Annotated in this window: 18 protein-coding genes; 9 read left to right on the top strand and 9 right to left on the bottom strand. The window is 64.3% G+C overall.

Going from position 1 to position 17,984, the window contains the following annotated elements:
* Positions 1 to 3 precede the first annotated feature (3 nt).
* The 4 genes from MUY37_RS07605 to MUY37_RS07590 are packed head-to-tail and all read left to right on the top strand — an operon-like array spanning position 4 to position 2,781.
* Entirely contained in the window at positions 4 to 969 is a 966-nt protein-coding gene (locus MUY37_RS07605; protein WP_499194747.1) for a GNAT family N-acetyltransferase, read from the top strand.
* 35 nt (positions 970 to 1,004) lie between these two features.
* On the top strand, positions 1,005 to 1,307 hold the full coding sequence (locus MUY37_RS07600) for an acyl carrier protein (RefSeq protein WP_115416878.1): 303 nt from the start codon (positions 1,005 to 1,007) through the stop codon (positions 1,305 to 1,307).
* 59 nt (positions 1,308 to 1,366) lie between these two features.
* Positions 1,367 to 1,993 carry an alpha/beta hydrolase family protein gene (locus tag MUY37_RS07595; protein WP_499194746.1) on the top strand — a complete coding sequence of 209 codons (627 nt, stop codon included), beginning with the start codon at positions 1,367 to 1,369 and terminating at the stop codon, positions 1,991 to 1,993.
* Positions 1,993 to 2,781: a hydrolase 1, exosortase A system-associated gene (locus tag MUY37_RS07590; RefSeq protein ID WP_499194745.1), complete on the top strand. Its 789-nt coding sequence runs from the start codon at positions 1,993 to 1,995 to the stop codon at positions 2,779 to 2,781. The genes MUY37_RS07595 and MUY37_RS07590 overlap by 1 nt, the downstream gene beginning before the upstream one ends.
* On the opposite strand, the gene MUY37_RS07585 is transcribed toward MUY37_RS07590, so the two are convergent.
* The 7 genes from MUY37_RS07585 to MUY37_RS07555 form a co-directional block, all read right to left on the bottom strand.
* On the bottom strand, positions 2,766 to 3,962 hold the full coding sequence (locus MUY37_RS07585; RefSeq protein WP_499194744.1) for a class I SAM-dependent RNA methyltransferase: 1,197 nt from the start codon (positions 3,960 to 3,962) through the stop codon (positions 2,766 to 2,768). The genes MUY37_RS07590 and MUY37_RS07585 overlap by 16 nt on opposite strands.
* Positions 3,959 to 5,344, bottom strand: a complete 1,386-nt coding sequence (locus MUY37_RS07580) for an NAD(P)H-hydrate dehydratase (RefSeq protein ID WP_499194743.1) — start codon at positions 5,342 to 5,344, stop codon at positions 3,959 to 3,961. Before MUY37_RS07580 ends, MUY37_RS07585 begins: the two co-directional genes overlap by 4 nt.
* Positions 5,337 to 5,693, bottom strand: coding sequence for a hypothetical protein (locus MUY37_RS07575; RefSeq protein ID WP_499194742.1), 357 nt, complete (start codon positions 5,691 to 5,693; stop codon positions 5,337 to 5,339). The genes MUY37_RS07580 and MUY37_RS07575 overlap by 8 nt, the downstream gene beginning before the upstream one ends.
* Before the next feature lie 38 nt (positions 5,694 to 5,731).
* Positions 5,732 to 7,579, bottom strand: a complete 1,848-nt coding sequence (gene ilvD / locus MUY37_RS07570) for a dihydroxy-acid dehydratase (RefSeq protein ID WP_499194741.1) — start codon at positions 7,577 to 7,579, stop codon at positions 5,732 to 5,734.
* 89 nt (positions 7,580 to 7,668) lie between these two features.
* Entirely contained in the window at positions 7,669 to 8,394 is a 726-nt protein-coding gene (locus tag MUY37_RS07565; protein WP_499195128.1) for an N-formylglutamate amidohydrolase, read from the bottom strand.
* The gene (locus tag MUY37_RS07560; protein ID WP_499194740.1) at positions 8,394 to 9,206 is read right to left on the bottom strand and encodes a 4-(cytidine 5'-diphospho)-2-C-methyl-D-erythritol kinase; all 813 of its coding nucleotides are present in this window, start codon (positions 9,204 to 9,206) and stop codon (positions 8,394 to 8,396) included. The genes MUY37_RS07565 and MUY37_RS07560 overlap by 1 nt, the downstream gene beginning before the upstream one ends.
* A 113-nt stretch (positions 9,207 to 9,319) precedes the next feature.
* Positions 9,320 to 10,969 carry an electron transfer flavoprotein-ubiquinone oxidoreductase gene (locus tag MUY37_RS07555; RefSeq protein ID WP_499194739.1) on the bottom strand — a complete coding sequence of 550 codons (1,650 nt, stop codon included), beginning with the start codon at positions 10,967 to 10,969 and terminating at the stop codon, positions 9,320 to 9,322.
* Between the two features lie 79 nt (positions 10,970 to 11,048).
* Here MUY37_RS07555 and MUY37_RS07550 point away from each other — a divergent pair, with 79 nt between their 5' ends.
* The 5 genes from MUY37_RS07550 to MUY37_RS07530 all read left to right on the top strand — a co-directional run bounded on the left by MUY37_RS07550 (position 11,049) and on the right by MUY37_RS07530 (position 15,810).
* Positions 11,049 to 11,834, top strand: coding sequence for a uracil-DNA glycosylase family protein (locus tag MUY37_RS07550; protein WP_499194738.1), 786 nt, complete (start codon positions 11,049 to 11,051; stop codon positions 11,832 to 11,834).
* Positions 11,831 to 13,552, top strand: coding sequence for a lytic transglycosylase domain-containing protein (locus tag MUY37_RS07545; RefSeq protein WP_499194737.1), 1,722 nt, complete (start codon positions 11,831 to 11,833; stop codon positions 13,550 to 13,552). The genes MUY37_RS07550 and MUY37_RS07545 overlap by 4 nt, the downstream gene beginning before the upstream one ends.
* Positions 13,553 to 13,565: 13 nt before the next feature.
* Positions 13,566 to 14,093: a molybdenum cofactor biosynthesis protein B gene (gene moaB, locus MUY37_RS07540; RefSeq protein ID WP_499194736.1), complete on the top strand. Its 528-nt coding sequence runs from the start codon at positions 13,566 to 13,568 to the stop codon at positions 14,091 to 14,093.
* 177 nt (positions 14,094 to 14,270) lie between these two features.
* On the top strand, positions 14,271 to 15,380 hold the full coding sequence (locus tag MUY37_RS07535; protein ID WP_499194735.1) for a PA0069 family radical SAM protein: 1,110 nt from the start codon (positions 14,271 to 14,273) through the stop codon (positions 15,378 to 15,380).
* Between the two features lie 55 nt (positions 15,381 to 15,435).
* A complete protein-coding gene (locus MUY37_RS07530; protein WP_499194734.1) occupies positions 15,436 to 15,810 on the top strand; it encodes an endonuclease domain-containing protein in 375 nt (124 codons plus the stop codon).
* A 47-nt stretch (positions 15,811 to 15,857) separates the two neighbouring features.
* On the opposite strand, the gene MUY37_RS07525 is transcribed toward MUY37_RS07530, so the two are convergent.
* Both MUY37_RS07525 and MUY37_RS07520 read right to left on the bottom strand, forming a co-directional pair.
* Complete coding sequence (locus MUY37_RS07525) at positions 15,858 to 16,289, bottom strand: DUF1330 domain-containing protein (protein ID WP_499194733.1); 432 nt, start codon at positions 16,287 to 16,289, stop codon at positions 15,858 to 15,860.
* Positions 16,290 to 16,329: 40 nt separating this feature from the next.
* Positions 16,330 to 17,928 (bottom strand): long-chain fatty acid--CoA ligase, encoded by a 1,599-nt coding sequence (locus MUY37_RS07520; RefSeq protein ID WP_499194732.1) that lies wholly within the window; start codon positions 17,926 to 17,928, stop codon positions 16,330 to 16,332.
* Between the last annotated feature and the right edge of the window lie 56 nt (positions 17,929 to 17,984).

The raw sequence follows: 17,984 nt of genomic DNA, 5'->3' as shown, positions 1-17,984 counted from the left end.
CCGTTGGACATTGCGGTCAGCTATCACGAGACGGTTACCAAACTGCAAGGGCTCGATCTGCCCGGCAAGGGGCCTTTCGACAGGCTGGATTGGTTCGCTCTGCTCGACAACCCGCTTTTCGTTCAGGCGGAACGTGGTGGCGAACAGGTGATCCTGCCATTGCAGGTCGGGCCGTCGGGCCTCTCCAGCCTGACCAACTGGTTCTCTTTCACCTGGCGGCCTCTCGGCAGCTCCGATTTTCTGCTTCGGGTGATCGCGAGGGATTTGCGCCGCCGGGCGTATCTCCTCGATCTGGCGCCCATCCCCGAAGAAGATGGCAGCGCCTCGCGACTGGAAACCGCGTTCCGCAAGGCTGGCTGGCTGGTCGTCCGCCAGCAATGCGATGAAAACCATGTCCTCCGGGTCGAAGGGCGCAGTTTCGCCGAATACTGGGCGATGCGCCCCGGCAAAATGCGCACTACCCTCAAGCGCAAGGCGAAGAAGGTCGACGTCGAAATCCTCGACCGCTTCGACGAGGCCGCCTGGGCCGATTATCGGGCCGTCTATGCTGAAAGCTGGAAGCCCGATGAAGAACGCGCCGACATTCTGGAAGGCTTTGTGCGCACCGAAGGGGAAGCGGGGCGTATCCGGCTGGGTATCGCGCGCGCCGAGGGGCGTCCGGTCGCGGCGCAGCTCTGGACGGTCGAGGACGGGACGGCCTATATCCACAAGCTCGCCCATATCGAGGCGGCCAAACCGCTTTCGGCGGGCACGACGCTGAGCGCGGCCCTGTTCGAGCGCGTGATCGATACCGACCGGGTCGAACTGGTCGACTTCGGGACCGGCTCCGATCCTTACAAGCGCGACTGGATGGAACTGAACCGACCGCGTTATCGCCTGACATGCCTCGACTGGCGCCAGCTCCGCGCTTGGCCCGCCATAGGACGGGCGCTGATCCGCCACCTTGCACCGCACAATAGGCCCAGCTAAGGGCGTCGCCTCAAGGAATAGGGGAAGTTCGAGCAATGACCGCCGATACTGCCAGTGCCGCGAAGACCGGGCCGAGCCGCAGCGAAATCGACCAGACGCTGCGCGCGATCCTGCGCGATGTTCTGGGCCTCGACCAGGCGCAGGTCGATGGCTTCGATGGCGAGACCGGGCTTTTCGGCCATTTGCCCGAACTCGATTCCATGGCGGTTGCCGGGCTGCTGACCGAGATCGAGGACCGCCTCGATATCGTCATCGAGGATGAGGACGTCGACGGCGAAATGCTCGAAAGCTACGGCGGTCTGCTCGCCTTCACCGAAGCCAAGGTCGTCGAAGGCTGACCTCGACAATGTACGCTACATGGCCTTGCCCGCTGCCGGATGGCAGTACGGGTGAGGAAATGGCGCTTCGCTTCGACAAGGATCGCCCCCGGCGCCTGCTGATGATCCCGCCAATGTTCGATGAAGCCAACAAGTTCCGCCATCAAGTAACTGAAATCATGCGACGGTTCGATGCAAACGGCGTCGACTGCGTTCTGCCCGACCTGCCGGGCTGCAACGAAAGCACCGCTCCGCTCGCGGACCAGTCCATTGCCGGCTGGCGGACCGCCACCGTCGCGGCCGCGGCGCATTTCGCGGTGACGCACGTCTTCGCCGTGCGGTCGGGCGGGTGGCTGATGCCCGATACCTTGCCGAGCTGGATCTACGCCCCGGTCAAGCCCAGGCAGGTTTTGCGCGGGATGCTGCGGGCACGCAGCCTCGCGGCGCGCGAAGCCGGTGTCAGCGAAAGCTCCGAAGATCTGCTGGCCAGCGGTCGGCAAGAGGGCCTCACTCTCGCGGGATGGGACCTCGGAGGCGCCTTGATCCGCGAGCTGGACGAAGGTGAATTTGCACCGCCTGCCGACGCGGTGACCATCGAACAGGGCGAGGTCGGCGGCAAACCGCTGTGGCTGCGCGCGGAAAACGATCACGACCCTGCCCAGGCCGATACCCTGGCGGGGATCATCCTTGGCGGACTGGCCGACTGATGGCGCGGTTGCATCTGACTTTCGAATGCCAGGGCGCACGCTGCGGGGCGACGCTCGACAATGCGCCCGGCACCACCGGCCTGCTGGTGGTCAGCGGAGGCAATGAAATCCGCGCTGGAGCCTTCAACGGGCAGGCCCATCTCGCAGCGCAAATCGCGACGGCGGGTTTCCCCGTGTTCCGCTTCGATCGCCGCGGAATCGGAGACAGCGAGGGAGAAAACCGCGGGTTTCGTAAATCGCGCAGCGATATCGCCGCCGCATTGCTCGCATTCCGCGCCATCGCACCGCAGGTCCAACGGGTGGTCGGTTTCGGCAATTGCGATGCCTCTTCCGCCCTTATGCTGGCCGGTGGTGCGGGCTGCGATGCGCTGATCCTGAGCAATCCCTGGACCATCGAAGATGACGAGGATGACAGCCCGCCGCCCGCCGCCATTCGGTCACGCTACTTGGAAAAACTCAAGGACCCACGCGAGCTTATCCGGCTTATCTCAGGGCAAGTCGATCTCAAGAAGCTTGCGCGGGGATTGCTGAAGGCCGGTCGGACACAGAGCACCCCTTCCTCGCTCGCCGAGGAGATGCGACAGGGCCTGGAGAGCTTCGACGGTCGGTCGGCCATCCTGCTTGCCGAGGCGGATCGGACCGCGCAGATCTTTACCGAGCGCTGGGACGCGGACGACGCCCGCATGGCGCGCTGCCCGGGCGCCGATCATGCCTATTCGAGCGCAGAGGCGCAGCTCTGGCTCCGCCAGCAGATCCTCGCTACGCTACGCTCTCAGCGAGTGAAATAGCTCGTCAGTTCGACATGCGTGGACCAACGGAACTGGCCCACCGGGCGCAGCTTCCGAAGCCGAAATCCTGCATCGACCAGCACCTTCGCATCGCGCGCCCAACTTGCGGGATTGCAGCTCACATAAGCGACGCGTGTCGCCGTGCTCCCGGCAATCTGCGCGATCTGCTCGCGCGCTCCCGCACGCGGCGGGTCGAGCACAATGGCGCCGAAGCGGCTTGCCTCTTCGGCCTGCAGCGGATTGCGGAACAGATCGCGGTGAAGCGTCAGAACGGGCGCCTGCCGGGCATTGGCCGCGGCCTTGCAGGCGAGATGCGCGTCGCGCGCCGCCTCTACCGCAAGCACCTTGCGCGGCCCGGCCAGTGCGAAGGCGAAGGTCCCGAGGCCTGAGAACAGGTCGGCCACGGTCGACGCACCTTGCAGGAAGTCCACTGCATCCTCGACAAGGACGCTTTCGCCATCACGCGTTGGCTGGAGGAAGCTGCCATGCGGGAATGGCACCGCGAAGCCGCTCAAGCTGACCGTCAGGGGTTCGGGCTCCCACACCGTTTCGGGTCCGTAGCCGCGATCGAGCGATAACCGCGCGAGCGTATGATCGCGCGCGAAATCGAGCATCGCTTCGGTCGCCGCAAGCCCCTCCGCCGATATGCCTTTGACGATACAGTCGACCCCCTGATCGGCCAGCGTCAACTCGATATCGACAGCCTGGCGTTCGCCATGCGCGGCCACCAGCTTGCGCAGAGGCTCCACCAGAGCGAACAGCTCGGGTACGAGGATATGGCATTCGCGCATATCGACGATGCGGTGCGAGCCTCCTTCGTGAAAGCCCAGCACCGCGCCTTTCGCGGTTCGCAGAGCATGCAGCGTCGCACGGCGGCGTGACTTGGGCGGCGAGAGATGCGTGGGCAGCACCTCGCCCACGGCAATATCCTGCGCTTCCGCCGCGTAGACGACACGATCGGTCACGAATTGGCGCAGTGCCGTCTCATCGGCGTGCTGAAGCTGGCAGCCGCCGCATGCGGGAACGTGTCGGCACGGCGGGATGACATGATGCGGTCCCGGCGTCAGCGCGCCATCCGCGCCGACCGCATCGCCGGGCACGCCGCGCGCAACATGCCGGCCGGAAGGCGTGACGCCATCGCCGCGCGCCGCAATTCGCTGAATGATCTCGGTTTCGCTCACAGGAATGCCGCCATGGCCGGTTTGACCGCACGGGCGAGATCACCGGCCGAAAAAGCGGGCGATGCCAACCGTGCGGCTTCATGATGCAGCCATACGGCCTCATCGCAGGCACGGGCCGGATCGCCATGGGTTGCGAGGCGCGAGGCGGCAATCCCGGCGAGTACGTCGCCCGTACCTGCGGCCGATAGCCAGCTCGAACCGCGCGGGAAGAACGATGTCATGACGTCACTTTGCAGAACTGTGTCCGGCCCCTTGGCCAGCACGGTCAGGCCCGTGGCCTCGTGCAATGCGCGCGTGCGCTCGAGCTTATGCTCGGCGCTGACGCCGAAGGTTGCGCATAGCTGGGCGAGCTCGCCTTCGTGCGGAGTGATGCACAGTTTTGCCGGGTTGGCGCCGTCAAGCATCGTCTGGTCGATCAGATGCAGCGCATCGGCGTCGAGGACGGTCGGCACCTTTCGCGCCAGTACGCGCTCGAGCCGCTCGCGCGCGGAATCGTCGCGGCCAAGGCCCGGACCGACGAGGAAAGCGGAAATCCGGTCGTCGGCGATCCGTTCGGCGAAGCGGCCCTGCTCTATAACCAGTTCGGCGGGCGCATCGGGGTGCGAATGCTCGCTGAGCAGTTTTACGTAGCCCGCCCCGGCGCGCATTGCCCCCTCCGCCGCCAGTAGCGGCGCACCGGGCATGGCACCCGCGACGACGGCCAGCAACCCGCGGCGGTATTTGTGCGTATCGTGAGCCGGGGCGGAGAAATGCGGCCGCGCGGATAAACATGCAGGCATATCCGCGAGTTCGAGGCCGATCCGGACAAGCCGTCTGGCCCCCGTCGATCGCATGGCGGGCATGAGGAAATGCGCCTGTTTCCACGCGCCAAGGGCGAGCGTCAGATCGTATTGCGGTAGCGGTCCCAACACCTTGCCGCTGTCGCTATGCACCGCGCTCGGCACGTCGATTGCTATTTTATAGCAATTGCTTGCGGATAGATTTTCAAGCAATTCGGCAAACGCCCCGCCAACTTCGCGATCGAGGCCGTAGCCGAACAGGCAGTCGACGATGACCGGGTTCCGCAGCCAATTGTCACTCGCAATGTCGCCCGAAAACTGCGCCCGGGCATGAAGCGAGGTTTCGCTTTTCGGTTCCACCGGTGCGACGACCTGAACGTCATACCCTTTCCGCTGGAGGGTATCGGCGATCACATAACCATCGCCCCCATTATTGCCGGGACCGCACAGCACCGTGACGGGCCTGTCCGCCGCAACCCGCATGACCCATTGCGCCGCGCCTGCGCCCGCGCGCTGCATCAATTCCCATTCACTGGTTCCGCCGGCCATGGCCGCCTGTTCGGCAGCGCGCATCTGGTCGACGGTGAGGACGGCATCATTCATCGCCGGGCACTTCCCAGCGATAGCGATCGGTGCCGATGGTCAGCGTGACCGTGGAGCCTTCGCGCACGCTTTCGGCTTCCTGAGACCCGTCGAACTCAACGAGACCCGCGGGCGTATCGGCAGGGGCGAGCTTGCGGAAACCGCCATCGGGGTGCCGCATGACGAAATAGGTTTCGCCACCGTCGCCGATTTCGACCAGACGGCACTCACTGGCAAAATCGCTCGCGCCCTGCAGCGCACAGCGGACAGGCGTGCCACCCTCCGATGCGATATCGGGCGCGCCCTCGCATGCGGCCAGGACAGACAGGGCCAGAAGAGGCGTCGGGAGGAAACGTTGCGCAATCACCATCCCACGGCGCTGCCACGCGCGGCGCGCCGGGGCAAGCCTCAGCGGCGTTTGACCTGCGATACGTCGCGGATGGCGCCCCGCGCGGCCGATGTGGTCATCGCGGCATAGGCTTCGAGCGCTGGCGACACGCGGCGTTCGCGCGGGGCTGCCGGCGCGAAGCCCTTTGCTTCTTGCGCCGCGCGCCGCTCGACAAGCACTTCCTCGGAAACCGCAAGGTTGATGGTACGCTCGGGAATAGAAATCTCGATCCTGTCGCCTTCCTCGACCAAGGCGATGGCGCCGCCCTGCGCCGCCTCGGGCGAGACGTGTCCGATCGAAAGGCCCGAAGTGCCGCCAGAGAAGCGCCCGTCGGTGAGCAACGCGCAAGCTGCGCCGAGCCCCTTCGATTTGAGATAGCTGGTCGGATAGAGCATTTCCTGCATGCCCGGCCCGCCGCGTGGGCCTTCGTAACGGATCACCACGACATCGCCCTCGACCACCTGGCCGGCGAGGATCGCGGTCACCGCATCGTCCTGGCTCTCATAGACCCTGGCGGGACCGGAGAAAGTGAGGATGCTCTCATCCACTCCGGCCGTCTTCACGATGCAGCCGTCACGCGCGATATTGCCGTAGAGCACGGCGAGCCCGCCATCCTGGCTGAAAGCGTGTTCGGCGCTGCGGATCACACCGTTTTCGCGGTCGAGGTCGAGACTTTCCCACCGGGCAGACTGGCTGAAAGCGGTCTGCGTCGGCACCCCGCCCGGCGCGGCGGAATAGAATTCGCGCACCTTGCTGTTCTGTGTGCGGCCGATGTCCCAATCGTCTAGCGCGTCGCCCATCGTCGGGCTGTGCACCGTCGGCAGCGCGGTGTGGAGCAGATCCGCCTTCTCCAGTTCGCCAAGGATCGCCATGATCCCGCCTGCTCGGTGGACGTCTTCCATATGGACGTCGTTTTTGGCTGGAGCGACTTTCGACAGACACGGAACCTTGCGGGAAAGCCGGTCGATATCCTTCATGGTGAAATCCACCTCCGCCTCATGCGCGGCGGCGAGCAGGTGGAGCACGGTGTTGGTCGATCCGCCCATGGCGATATCGAGGCTCATCGCGTTCTCGAACGCCTCGAAACTGGCGATGGAACGCGGCAGAACGCTGGTGTCGTCCTCCTCGTAATAGCGTTTGGCCAGCGTCACCACGAGGCGCCCTGCCCGTTCGAACAGGCTCTTGCGGTCGGCGTGCGTCGCCAGCGTCGAGCCATTCCCTGGCAGCGACAGGCCCAGCGCCTCGGTCAGGCAGTTCATCGAATTGGCCGTGAACATGCCACTGCACGAACCGCAGGTCGGGCAGGCATTCTGTTCGATCGCGGTGACTTCCTCGTCGGTGTAGCTTTCGTCCGCCGCGGCGACCATGGCATCGACGAGGTCGAGCGCGATCTCCTTGCCCTTCACCACCACCTTGCCCGCTTCCATTGGCCCGCCCGACACGAACACGGCCGGAATATTGAGCCGCATCGCCGCCATCAGCATGCCCGGCGTGATCTTGTCGCAATTGGAAATGCACACCATCGCATCGGCGCAGTGGGCGTTGACCATATATTCGACGCTGTCGGCGATGAGGTCGCGACTGGGGAGCGAATAGAGCATCCCGTCATGCCCCATGGCGATCCCGTCATCGACCGCGATGGTGTTGAATTCCTTGGCCACGCCGCCCGCAGCCTCGATCTGCCGCGCGACCAGCTGGCCGAGGTCCTTCAGGTGGACGTGTCCGGGGACAAACTGTGTAAAGCTGTTCACAACCGCAATGATCGGCTTGCCGAAATCGCCGTCTTTCATCCCCGTGGCGCGCCACAATCCGCGCGCGCCGGCCATGTTGCGGCCGTGGGTGGTGGTGCGGGAACGGTATGCGGGCATGGCAGGTCTCTCTCAACTTCGGCAGAAGTCTAGCAGAGAGACAGCCGCACGCTAACGGAAGTTTGCTGCCAGCCGGGCCAAGCCTGGCTTTACACCTCGAGCGCGACGCGGCCCATGACATCGGCAAGCATCACGGCCCAGCGCGACTGGCCCGCCTCGGTCTCGATCTGGTCCTGCCGGATCTCGACGGTGCAATAGGGAATGCCGTGGGCTTCCGCATGCCGGTCCATCGTCGCGTTCAATTGCTTGCCCGAATAGGGCTGGTTGTCGCCGACCGTCAGCCCCTGCTCGCCGAACAGCCGGATCGCATGGCGGGCAGCGGTATCGTCATGATTATACAGCAGGGCGACTTCCCACGGACGTTCCTCGTCGCTGGTATCGAGCGCCGGCGTGAAGCTGTGCAGCGCGACCAGCATCTTGGGCTTGGCCTCGGCAATCAGCTTGGCCAGCGCATCGTGATAGGGCCGGTGATAGCGTGCGAGACGAGCCTCGACATCGGCGCCGATATTGCCGGGGATCAGCTTGCCATCGCTCTCGGTCGGGACCACGGCGGGCTCGTCCTCGCGCCGGTGAAAGTCGCACACCAACCGGCTGACGCAAGCGATATGGGCGGGTATGTTGTGGCGCCGGGCCAGTCGCTCGGCGATGCCCTCCACCCCGATATCGAGCGCGATATGCTGGTCCATCAGCCTGCTGTCGATGCCGAGTTCGATACCCTCGGGCACGAAGTTCGAAGCGTGGTCCACTATGCACAGCAGCCCTCCCGGACGCAGGTCTTCGGTGCCGACCTGGCGATAGGGAAGGTTGTCGATCATCATCGCAGGAACCCTTTCATCCGCCACCAGCCCGGGTGGCGCTCTTCGATTTGCTGGGCAGCCACGTCGCGAGCGGACGCACTGTCGTAGAGCGCGAAACACGTCGCCCCCGAACCGGACATACGGGCGAGAAAAGGCGAAGTTCCGCGCAGCGCTTCCAGAACCCCAGCAATCTGGGGGCAGAGCGAAAGGGCGGGCGCCTCGAGATCGTTGCGCCCCTCGAGCGCGATCGTGCGGGCATCACCTTTTGGCAGGGCGCCGCGATCTTCACCGTCCCAATGTTTGAACACCGGCCCGGTGGAGAGAGGAACGCGCGGATTGACGAGAAGGACCGGCGTTCCCGCGAGGCTATCGTCGGCGGGGGCGAGTTCGGTTCCCGTGCCGCGCCCGATACAGGTGCGGCTTTCGACGCAGGCGGGAACATCCGCGCCGAGCGCGGTGGCCCGCTCGTGCCAGTCCTCGGGCAGGCCGTGGCGATCCCTGACGATGCGGAACACCGCCCCCGCATCGGCCGATCCTCCGCCGAGGCCCGCTGCGACGGGAAGGTTCTTTTCCAGCGTAATCGCCAGGCCATCGGCGCGCGGCAGCTTGCCCAACGCCTTGGCGACGAGATTGTCGAACGGATCGTCAAGCCCGCCAGCGAATTCGCCAAGAACCTGCACACTGTCCTGCGCGGCGCTGGTAGCCGTCAGCACATCGCCCGCATCGACGAAGGCGAACAGCGTCTCAAGCTCGTGATAGCCGTCCTCGCGCCGCCTGCGGACGTGCAGCGCAAGGTTGATCTTGGCGTAAGCGGTTTCGGAGATCGTCACTCCATCCCCTCGTCATTGCGAGCGAAGCGAAGCAATCCAGGGCGAAAGGCGTCTTCACTGGATTGCCGCGTCGCTTCGCTCCTCGCAATAACGGTCGAAGCGACGCCGCGATCTTACATATTCGGATAGTTCGGGCCGCCGCCGCCTTCGGGGGTGGTCCACTCGATGTTCTGGTTGGGGTCCTTGATGTCGCAGGTCTTGCAGTGGACGCAGTTCTGCGCGTTGATCTGGAACTTGGGCTCGCCGGTATCCTCGTCGGTCAGCCATTCGTAGACGCCTGCCGGACAATAGCGGTTCGATGGCCCGGCAAAGACGCCCAGCTCGCTCGCCTTCTGCAGCTCCATATCCTGCACCTTGAGGTGGACCGGCTGGTCTTCGGCATGATTGGTGTAGCTGAAGCTGACATTGGTGAGCTTGTCGAAGCTCAGCTTGCCATCGGGTTTGGGGTAAGCGATCGGCTGGAAAAGATCGGCACGTTGCAGCATCTCGTGATCGCGATGGTGTTTCATCGTGATCGGCAGACCGATCTTCAGCGTGCGCATCCACATATCGATGCCCGCGAGCACAGTGCCCAGATCTTCGCCCCATTTGGCAACCGCGGGCTGCGCATTTTTCACCTTCTTGAGCTCGGTGGCGATCCAGCTATCGCGCACAGCCGCATCGTAATCCATCAGTTCGCTGTGTTCGCTGCCCGCAGCAATCGCATTGGCGATGCTTTCGGCCGCCAGCATCCCGCTCTTCATCGCGGTATGGCTGCCCTTGATGCGCGGCACGTTGACGAAGCCCGCCGCGCAGCCGATCAGCGCGCCGCCCGGGAAAGCGAGCTTGGGGACGGACTGCCAGCCACCTTCGTTGATGACGCGCGCGCCATAGGCAACGCGCTTGCCGCCTTCGAGAATCGCGGCGATCGCCGGATGGTGCTTCCAGCGCTGGAATTCCTGGTAGGGCGAAACATAGGGATTGGCGTAATCGAGCGCGGTCACGAAACCGAGTGCGACCTGACCGTTCGCCTGGTGATAGAGGAAGCCACCTCCCCAAGTGCCGGACTCGCTGAGCGGCCAGCCCTGCGTGTGGATCACGCGGCCCGGCTCGTGCTTGTCGGGCTCGATGTCCCACAATTCCTTGATGCCAAGACCATAGACCTGCGGCTCGCAATCGGCCTCGAGATCGTATTTGGCCTTCATCTTCTTGGTCAGATTGCCGCGCGCCCCCTCAGCGAAGAGCGTGTATTTCGCATGGATTTCCATCCCCGGCTGATAATCGCCCTTCTGCGATCCATCCTCGGCAATGCCCATGTCCTGCGTGACCACGCCGGTGACGGCGCCAGCATCGTTGAACAGCACTTCGGCGGCGGGGAAGCCGGGGAAGACCATCACGCCCAGACCCTCGGCCTGCTCGCCAAGCCAGCGGGCGAGATTTCCCAGCGAGCCGGTATAATTGCCGTCATTGGTCATGAAGGGCGGCAAAAGGAATTCGGGGAAATCCGAATGCCCGGCCTCGGTCAGTATCCAGTGGTGGTTTTCGGTCACCGGCGTTTCCGCCATCGGACAATCCATGTTGCGCCAATCGGGCAGCAGCTCGTTCAGCGCCTTGGGATCGACCACCGCGCCCGAGAGAATGTGCGCGCCGATTTCGCTGCCCTTTTCAAGCACGACGACCTCGAGATCCTCGTTGATTTGCTTCAGCCGGATGGCCGCTGCCAGGCCGGCCACGCCCCCGCCAATGATGACGACGTCGCAAGGCATCGATTCGCGTTCGCTCATGTCTCTCTCTTTTCGTCGCGTAACTGTTGCGAATGCCTTGATTGGTGGCGCTATAGAGGTCAAGACCCGGAACCGAGGAATGATGCACGCCGATCCCCCGCAAACGCGCGATTTCACAGCGCTCGAAAGCCTCGAGGCGGCCTTCGAATGGTGGCGCGAAGCCGGGGTGGACGCCGATTTTTCGGACGAAGCCGGCGGCTGGCTGGCCGAGCCCGAGCCCGAGAATGCCGTAACGGCCCCGCCGCCGCCTGCCCCGCCCCCTATCCAGCGCAAGACGGCGCTTCAGCGGGCGCTCGATCCTGCCAAAGGCGCGGCTGGTGGCATCGATCGCGCAAGTTTGCCTGCCAGCCTCGAAAAATTTCGCGAGTGGTGGATGAGCGAACCTTCGCTTGCCTCCGGAGCGCTCGACCGCCGCGTACCGCCGCGCGGCGTTGCGGGCGCGAAACTGATGCTGCTTTTGCCGCAGCCCTTCGACGACGATGCGCAGGGCCTGCTGACCGGCGGCGCGGGCGGGTTCGCCGGAGCCATGCTCGCGGCGATGGGTATCGCGGAACACGAGGCCTATTTCGCAAGCGCGCTGCCCGCATCGATGGCGATGCCCGATTGGCGGGAACTGGCGACGACCGGCCTCGGCGAGGTCGCGAGGACGCATATCTCGCTCGCCGCGCCGCAGCGGGTGGTGCTATTCGGGCGCGCGCAACTGGCTCTCTTCGACATCCCGCCCGAAGCCGCGCGCGATCCACTTTCCCTCGAATGCGGCGACAGGTCCTTCGCGCTGCTTGCTGCCCCCGATCTGCGCAACCTCGCCCGCTCGGCTGCGCGGCGCGAACATTTCTGGAACCGATGGCTGGACTGGACCCGATGACTTTTCGAACACTCGCCGTTGCCGCGCTAGCTGCCGCCACCTTGCCTATGGCCACGCAGGTTTCGGCCCAGGGCGACAGCGTAGATTATTTCACGCGCTCGCATGCCTCCGCCCTGCCTCAGCTCCTGTCGAGCGAGGATCGCGCCTATTACGGTTCGCTCTTCGAGGCAATCGACAGCCGCAACTGGAGCCGCGTCGAAGTCTTGCTCACCAGCCGCGATGACGGCCCGCTGCATGGCGCTGCCCTGGCGAGCTACTATCTCCATCCCGAAAGCCCGCGGATCGAGTTACCTCGGATCGAAAGCTGGCTCGCGCGCTATGCACACCTGCCCGAAGCGGAAGCGATCGTCCGGCTCGGAGAAACGCGCGGTCTGGTGAATTCTCCCTCGCTGCCAACCGCTCGCAGCCTCGTCCGTCAACCGGGCATGACCAAGCGGATACGCCCGCGCTCGATCGATGACGGGACGATGCCCGGCGAGGTGAAATCGGCGATTCTCGAACGGATCACCAATGACGATCCCGACGGTGCCCGCATACTGCTCGACGGGGTCGATGCCACGCTCTCGAGCGAAGCGCGCGCCGAATGGCGCTATCGCGTCGCGTGGAGCTATTACATCGAAAGCAAGGATGCGCAGGCCTGGGCGCTCGCCGATACGGTGCGCGACGGCGGCAGCGGCGCATGGGTGGCGGAAGGCGACTGGGCGGCGGGACTTGCCGCCTGGCGGCTGGGCGATTGCGACCGCGCGGCGGAGGCCTTCCAACGTTCGGCCGCCGGCGCGGTCAATCCCGAACTCGGCGCCGCCGCGCATTACTGGGCAAGCCGCGCCCTGATCCGCTGCCGCTTTCCCGAACAGGCCGACGAACAACTGCGCGGCGCGGCGCGCTTCCCCGAAACGCTGTACGGCATGCTTGCCCATGAGCAATTGGGCAGCGAACTCCCCCAGACCCATGCCGAGCCCGACCTCACCGAAGCCGACTGGCGCGCCCTTCAGGACAAGGAAGCCGCGCGTCAGGCGGTGATGCTGGCGGAAATCGGGCGACGCGAAGAAGCCGAGGCCGATATTCTGTGGTTGGTACGAACCGGCAATCCCGACGATTTCGGCGCGCTTGCCCGGCTTGCCCGCGCATTGGGGCTGACCGGCGCGCAGAACTTCATGGCCTACAACGCTCCGCGCGGAGAGGCCTCCCATCCAAGCCTGCGCTATCCGGTCACCTTCCGCACGCCGATTGGTGGGTGGCGGGTCGATCCCGCGCTCGCTTTCGCGCACGCCCTGCAGGAATCGAACTTTCGCGAGCGGGTCGTCAGCCCGGCGGGGGCGATCGGGTTGATGCAGATCATGCCGATCACTCGGCGCGAATATGCCGCGTCCATCAATATGAGTTCCAATGCCGATCTGAAGGACCCGGCCGTCAATCTGGCCTTCGGCCAGCGCACGCTCGAATCTCTCAGCGCGTCCGGCTACACTCAGGGCAAGCTTCCCAAGATCATGGCTGCCTACAATGCAGGGCCGAGCCCGGTCATGCGATGGGAAAGCGAAATTCGCGATCAGGACGATCCGCTGCTATATATGGAGAGCATCCCTTATTGGGAAACGCGGGGCTATGTCGCCATCGTCATGCGCAATTACTGGATGTATCTGCGGCAAGCCGATGCCATGGCCCCCAGCCGGATCGATCTGGCCGAGAACGATTGGCCGATGTTCCCCCGGGTGCGGTAGGAAGGAAACGCTGATGGCCGTCGACGAAAGCCTTGCCTTCAAGCCGGTCCGCATTGCGCTGCTGACTGTGTCCGACACGCGCACGCTTGCCGAGGACACGTCTGGCGACATACTGGCCCAGCGTATCGCCAATGCCGGCCACGAGCTGGTGGTTCGGGAAATCAGCCACGACGATGTCAACGAAATCGACGCGCATCTTCATCGGTGGATCGAAGATGAAAGCATCGATTGCATCGTTTGCACCGGCGGGACTGGCCTGACCGGTCGCGATGTGACGCCCGAAGCGCTAGACCGGGTGAAGAGCAAGGACGTTCCCGGTTTCGGAGAGCTGTTTCGCTGGCTCAGCTACGAAACCATCGGGACGAGTACGATCCAGTCCCGCGCCTGCGCGGTGGTGGCGCGCGGAACCTATATCTTCGCCCTGCCCGGCTCGAACGGCGCGGTGAGGGATGGGTGGGACAAGATCCTGATCCATCAGCTCGACAGCCGCTACCGCCCCTGTAATTTCGTCGAGTTGATGCCGAGATTGCGCGAGCGGTAAGCTCCATTCGCCGTCATTGCGAGGAGCCGGAGGCGAAGCAATCCATCACCGGCCGTCTCCTACAGCTTCAAGGTTCGAAGATGGATTGCCGGGTGGCCGCAGGCCGTTTTCGACTCCGCCTCCGGCTCCTCGCAATGACGGTATGAGAACACCGGTGTTCCATGTATGTTCCAGAACATGGATCGCCGACTCGCTCCAGCAATATCCGGACGCGGCGCGCAGGGTGCGCGGGTGCCGACGCGCTTCGGCCTCGCCACGCGCGAGGAGGATGGCGACTGGCGCGACTATGTGGAGCAACTGACCGCTCTCGAAGGGGGGCCGCCGGTTAGGCTGCGCACCACCGTGACCGAGGAACACCCGAAGACGATCCTCAGCTTCAACCAGTCGCCCGACGTGCCCTTCGACCGCTCGGTCAATGCCTATCGCGGCTGCGAGCATGGTTGCGTCTATTGCTTCGCGCGGCCAACACATGCCTATCACGATCTCTCTCCCGGGCTCGATTTCGAGACGAAGCTGTTCGCCAAACCCAATGCGGCGGATTTGCTGCGCGCGACGCTGGCCAAACCCAAATACCGCCCCAAACCGATTTCGATGGGGACCAATACCGATCCCTACCAGCCGATCGAGGCGCGGTATCGCATCACCCGCAGCGTGCTGGAGGTGTGCCTCGATGCGCGCCATCCGGTGACGATCACGACCAAATCCGACCGTGTGCTGGCCGATCTCGATCTGCTCGCCGAGATGGCGGAAAGACGGCTGGTCGCGGTGGCGATATCGGTGACAACGCTGGACCCGAAGCTGTCGGGCAAGCTCGAACCGCGCGCGGCGGCACCCGCCAAACGGCTACAGGCCTTGCAGAAATTGGTTGATGCGGGTGTGCCCACCCATTGCTCGGTCTCCCCGATCATCCCGGCGATCACCGACGAGTTCATGGAGGAGATTGTGCAGCGCGTGGCCGCCATCGGCGTGAGTAGCGTGGGCTGGATCCCGCTGCGCCTGCCGCACGAGGTCGCCCCGCTGTTCCGCGAATGGCTATCGGTCCACTATCCCGAGCGCGGCGACAAGGTGATGAGCATCGTCCGCTCGATCCGCGCCAAAAATGGACAGGGCCGTGACAACGATCCCGACTTCCACACCCGCATGAAACCGAGCGGCGTCTGGGCCGACCTGTTCCGCGCACGCTTCCGCGTGGTCTGCAAGCGCGCGGGGCTCGGCAAGGCGAAGTTCGAACTCGACTGCACGCAGTTCAGGCCGCCAGCGGTAGGCGGACAGTTCCGGTTGCTATGAATGCCTCCCCGTTCCGGGGAGGGGGACCGCCGAAGGCGGTGGAGGGGTACATGCCATGATCAATGGGCCGAGAGAAACGATCAAGCGAGCACGCCAACTACGCAGAGACATGAGCATGCCCGAGCGCCTCTTGTGGCAGCATCTCCGCAAGCGACCCTGCGGCTTCAAGTTTCGACGCCAGCATCCGGCAGGCCTTTACGTTCTCGACTTCTACTGCGCGCGGCTGCGATTGGCCGTCGAGGTCGATGGCTGGGCGCATGACAGCGTCGAGACGATTGCGCGCGACAGGAACCGGTCGGCTTTTCTGCGGTCACAGGGCATCGCAACAACTCGAATTCCTGCGAGGGCTGTGCTTACTGATGTTGAGGCCGTGATTACGCGGCTCACCCACATATGTCGTATACGCGCGGCTGACCTTTCGAAGTGCTGAGGGTGCCCCTCCACCACTATGTGGTCCCCCTCCCCGTTCCGGGGAGGCTAGAACCCCTCGCCCGCCGCGCCCGGCTTGAACCGCACCAGCCTGCTGTCCACCAACGCCGCAGTGCGGTTCACCACCGCCTCTTGGTAATCGGCATCCTTGATCATCTCGAAGAAGGCTCCCGCATTCGGATATTGCGCCACGAAGCCATCGTGCCAGCGCATTGTGTCGGGGCCGGTCACCACCGTCTGGAACGCCCCGCGCCAGACGATCTCGCCGCCCACGCGGCGAAAGATCGGGCCGCTGGTCTTGCCGTATTCCTCATAGGCGCGGCGTCCGTTCCAGCCATTGCCGTGATGCTCATGCCCTTCGGGATATTCCGCGAGGTCGCGGTAGAGCAGCAGGTTGAGCATGTGGATTGGCTCGTCGCGCGGCAGGTCCTTGAATGCCTGGAAATTGGCCGGGCTCGGATCGATATAGCTGTCGGTCATAAGTTCCTCCCGACCTCCCCGGCTCGGGGAGGAATTTCCGTCATCCCAGCGTATAATCGCTGAACCGCTTGCGCAGGTCTTTCTTGCTGATCTTGCCGGTAGCGGTGTGGGGGATGTCGTCGACGAATTCGACCGCATCGGGCAACCACCATTTGGCGACCTTGTCGGCAAGGAAACTGGTGAGATCCTCGGCGCCGACATCCTGCCCTTCCTTGCGGACGACAAACAGCACGGGCCGTTCGTCCCACTTGGGATGCGGCATGCCGATGGCGGCGGCCTCGGCCACGGCGGGATGGCCGACGGCGGCATTTTCCAGCTCGACCGAGCTGATCCATTCGCCGCCCGACTTGATCACATCCTTGGTCCGGTCCGTGATCTGCATCGTCCCATCGGGGTGGAGGACCGCCACGTCCCCGGTATTGAACCAGCCTTCGGCGTCGATCGCATCTTCCTCGGCCTTGAAATAGCGCTTCACCACCCACGGCCCGCGAATGTGCAGCGCGCCCGAGGTCTTGCCATCGCGCGGCAACACCTTGGTCGGATCGTCGAGATCGACCGTTCGCAGTTCGACGCCGAAGATCGGGCGCCCCTGCTTCATCGTCTTCTCGACCTTCTCGTCGAAAGTAAGTTCGTCCCAATTGCCGGTCGGCCCGCCAACCGTGCCGATGGGGCTGGTTTCGGTCATCCCCCAGGCATGCTGGACGCGGGTGCCGTTCTTCATCAGCCGCTCGATCATGAAACGCGGCGCGGCGCTGCCGCCGATAGTCGCCGCCTTGAGCTTGGGCAGATCGAGACCGTTGGCATCGCAATACTGGAAATGCGCCAGCCATACGGTTGGTACACCGGCGGAATCGGTGACGCCTTCGGTCTTCATGACCTCGTCGAGCACGGCGGGATCGTTCACCGCGCTGAAGACGAATTTGATCCCTGCCATGGCCCCGGCATAGGGCAGGCCCCAGCTCGCCGCGTGGAACATCGGCACGACCGGCAGCATCACGCTGGAGGAGCTGAAATTGAACGCCGCGGGCTGCAGCCCGGCAATCGCGTGCAGCATGGTCGAGCGGTGTTCGTACTGGACGCCTTTGGGATGGCCCGTGGTTCCGCTGGTGTAGCAGATCATGCACGGGTCGCGCTCGTCGCCATCGACCCATGCGAAATCGCCGTCCTGCGCGCCGATCCAGTCTTCGAAACTGGTCGTGTGCTCGCTCGAATCGAAGCAGATATAGTGTTCGACCGTCGGCCATTTGTCGCGCATCTTGTCGACGATCGGCTGGAAGGCCGCATCGTAGAGCATGACTTTGTCTTCGGCGTGGTTGACGATGTATTCGAGCTGGTCCTCGAACAGGCGCGGGTTGCAGGTGTGCAGCACGCCGCCCATCCCCGCGACGCCGAACCAGCTGACGAGGTGGCGCGCATGGTTCATCGCCAGGCTGGCAACCTTATCGCCCTTCTCCAGGCCGAGCGCCTGAAGCGCCTGGCTCATTTTCCGCGCATCGCGATGAATGCCCGCCCAGTCGGTGCGGGTTTCGCTACCATCGGCCCAGCGGGTAACGATTTCACGGGTGGGGGCTTCCCGGGCTGCGTGATCGATCACATGCGAAATCCGCATGTTCCAGTCCTGCATCGCGCCAAGCGGCATACTCTCTCCTCTCCAATTTGGTCATCGCGAAGAGCCGAAGGCGACGCGGCAATCCA

The organism is Qipengyuania sp. ABI-127-1, from assembly GCA_022953095.1.
Lineage (GTDB): Bacteria > Pseudomonadota > Alphaproteobacteria > Sphingomonadales > Sphingomonadaceae > Qipengyuania.
Note: the sequence above shows the minus strand (reverse complement) of the source record. Positions and strands in the feature narration are given on the sequence as shown.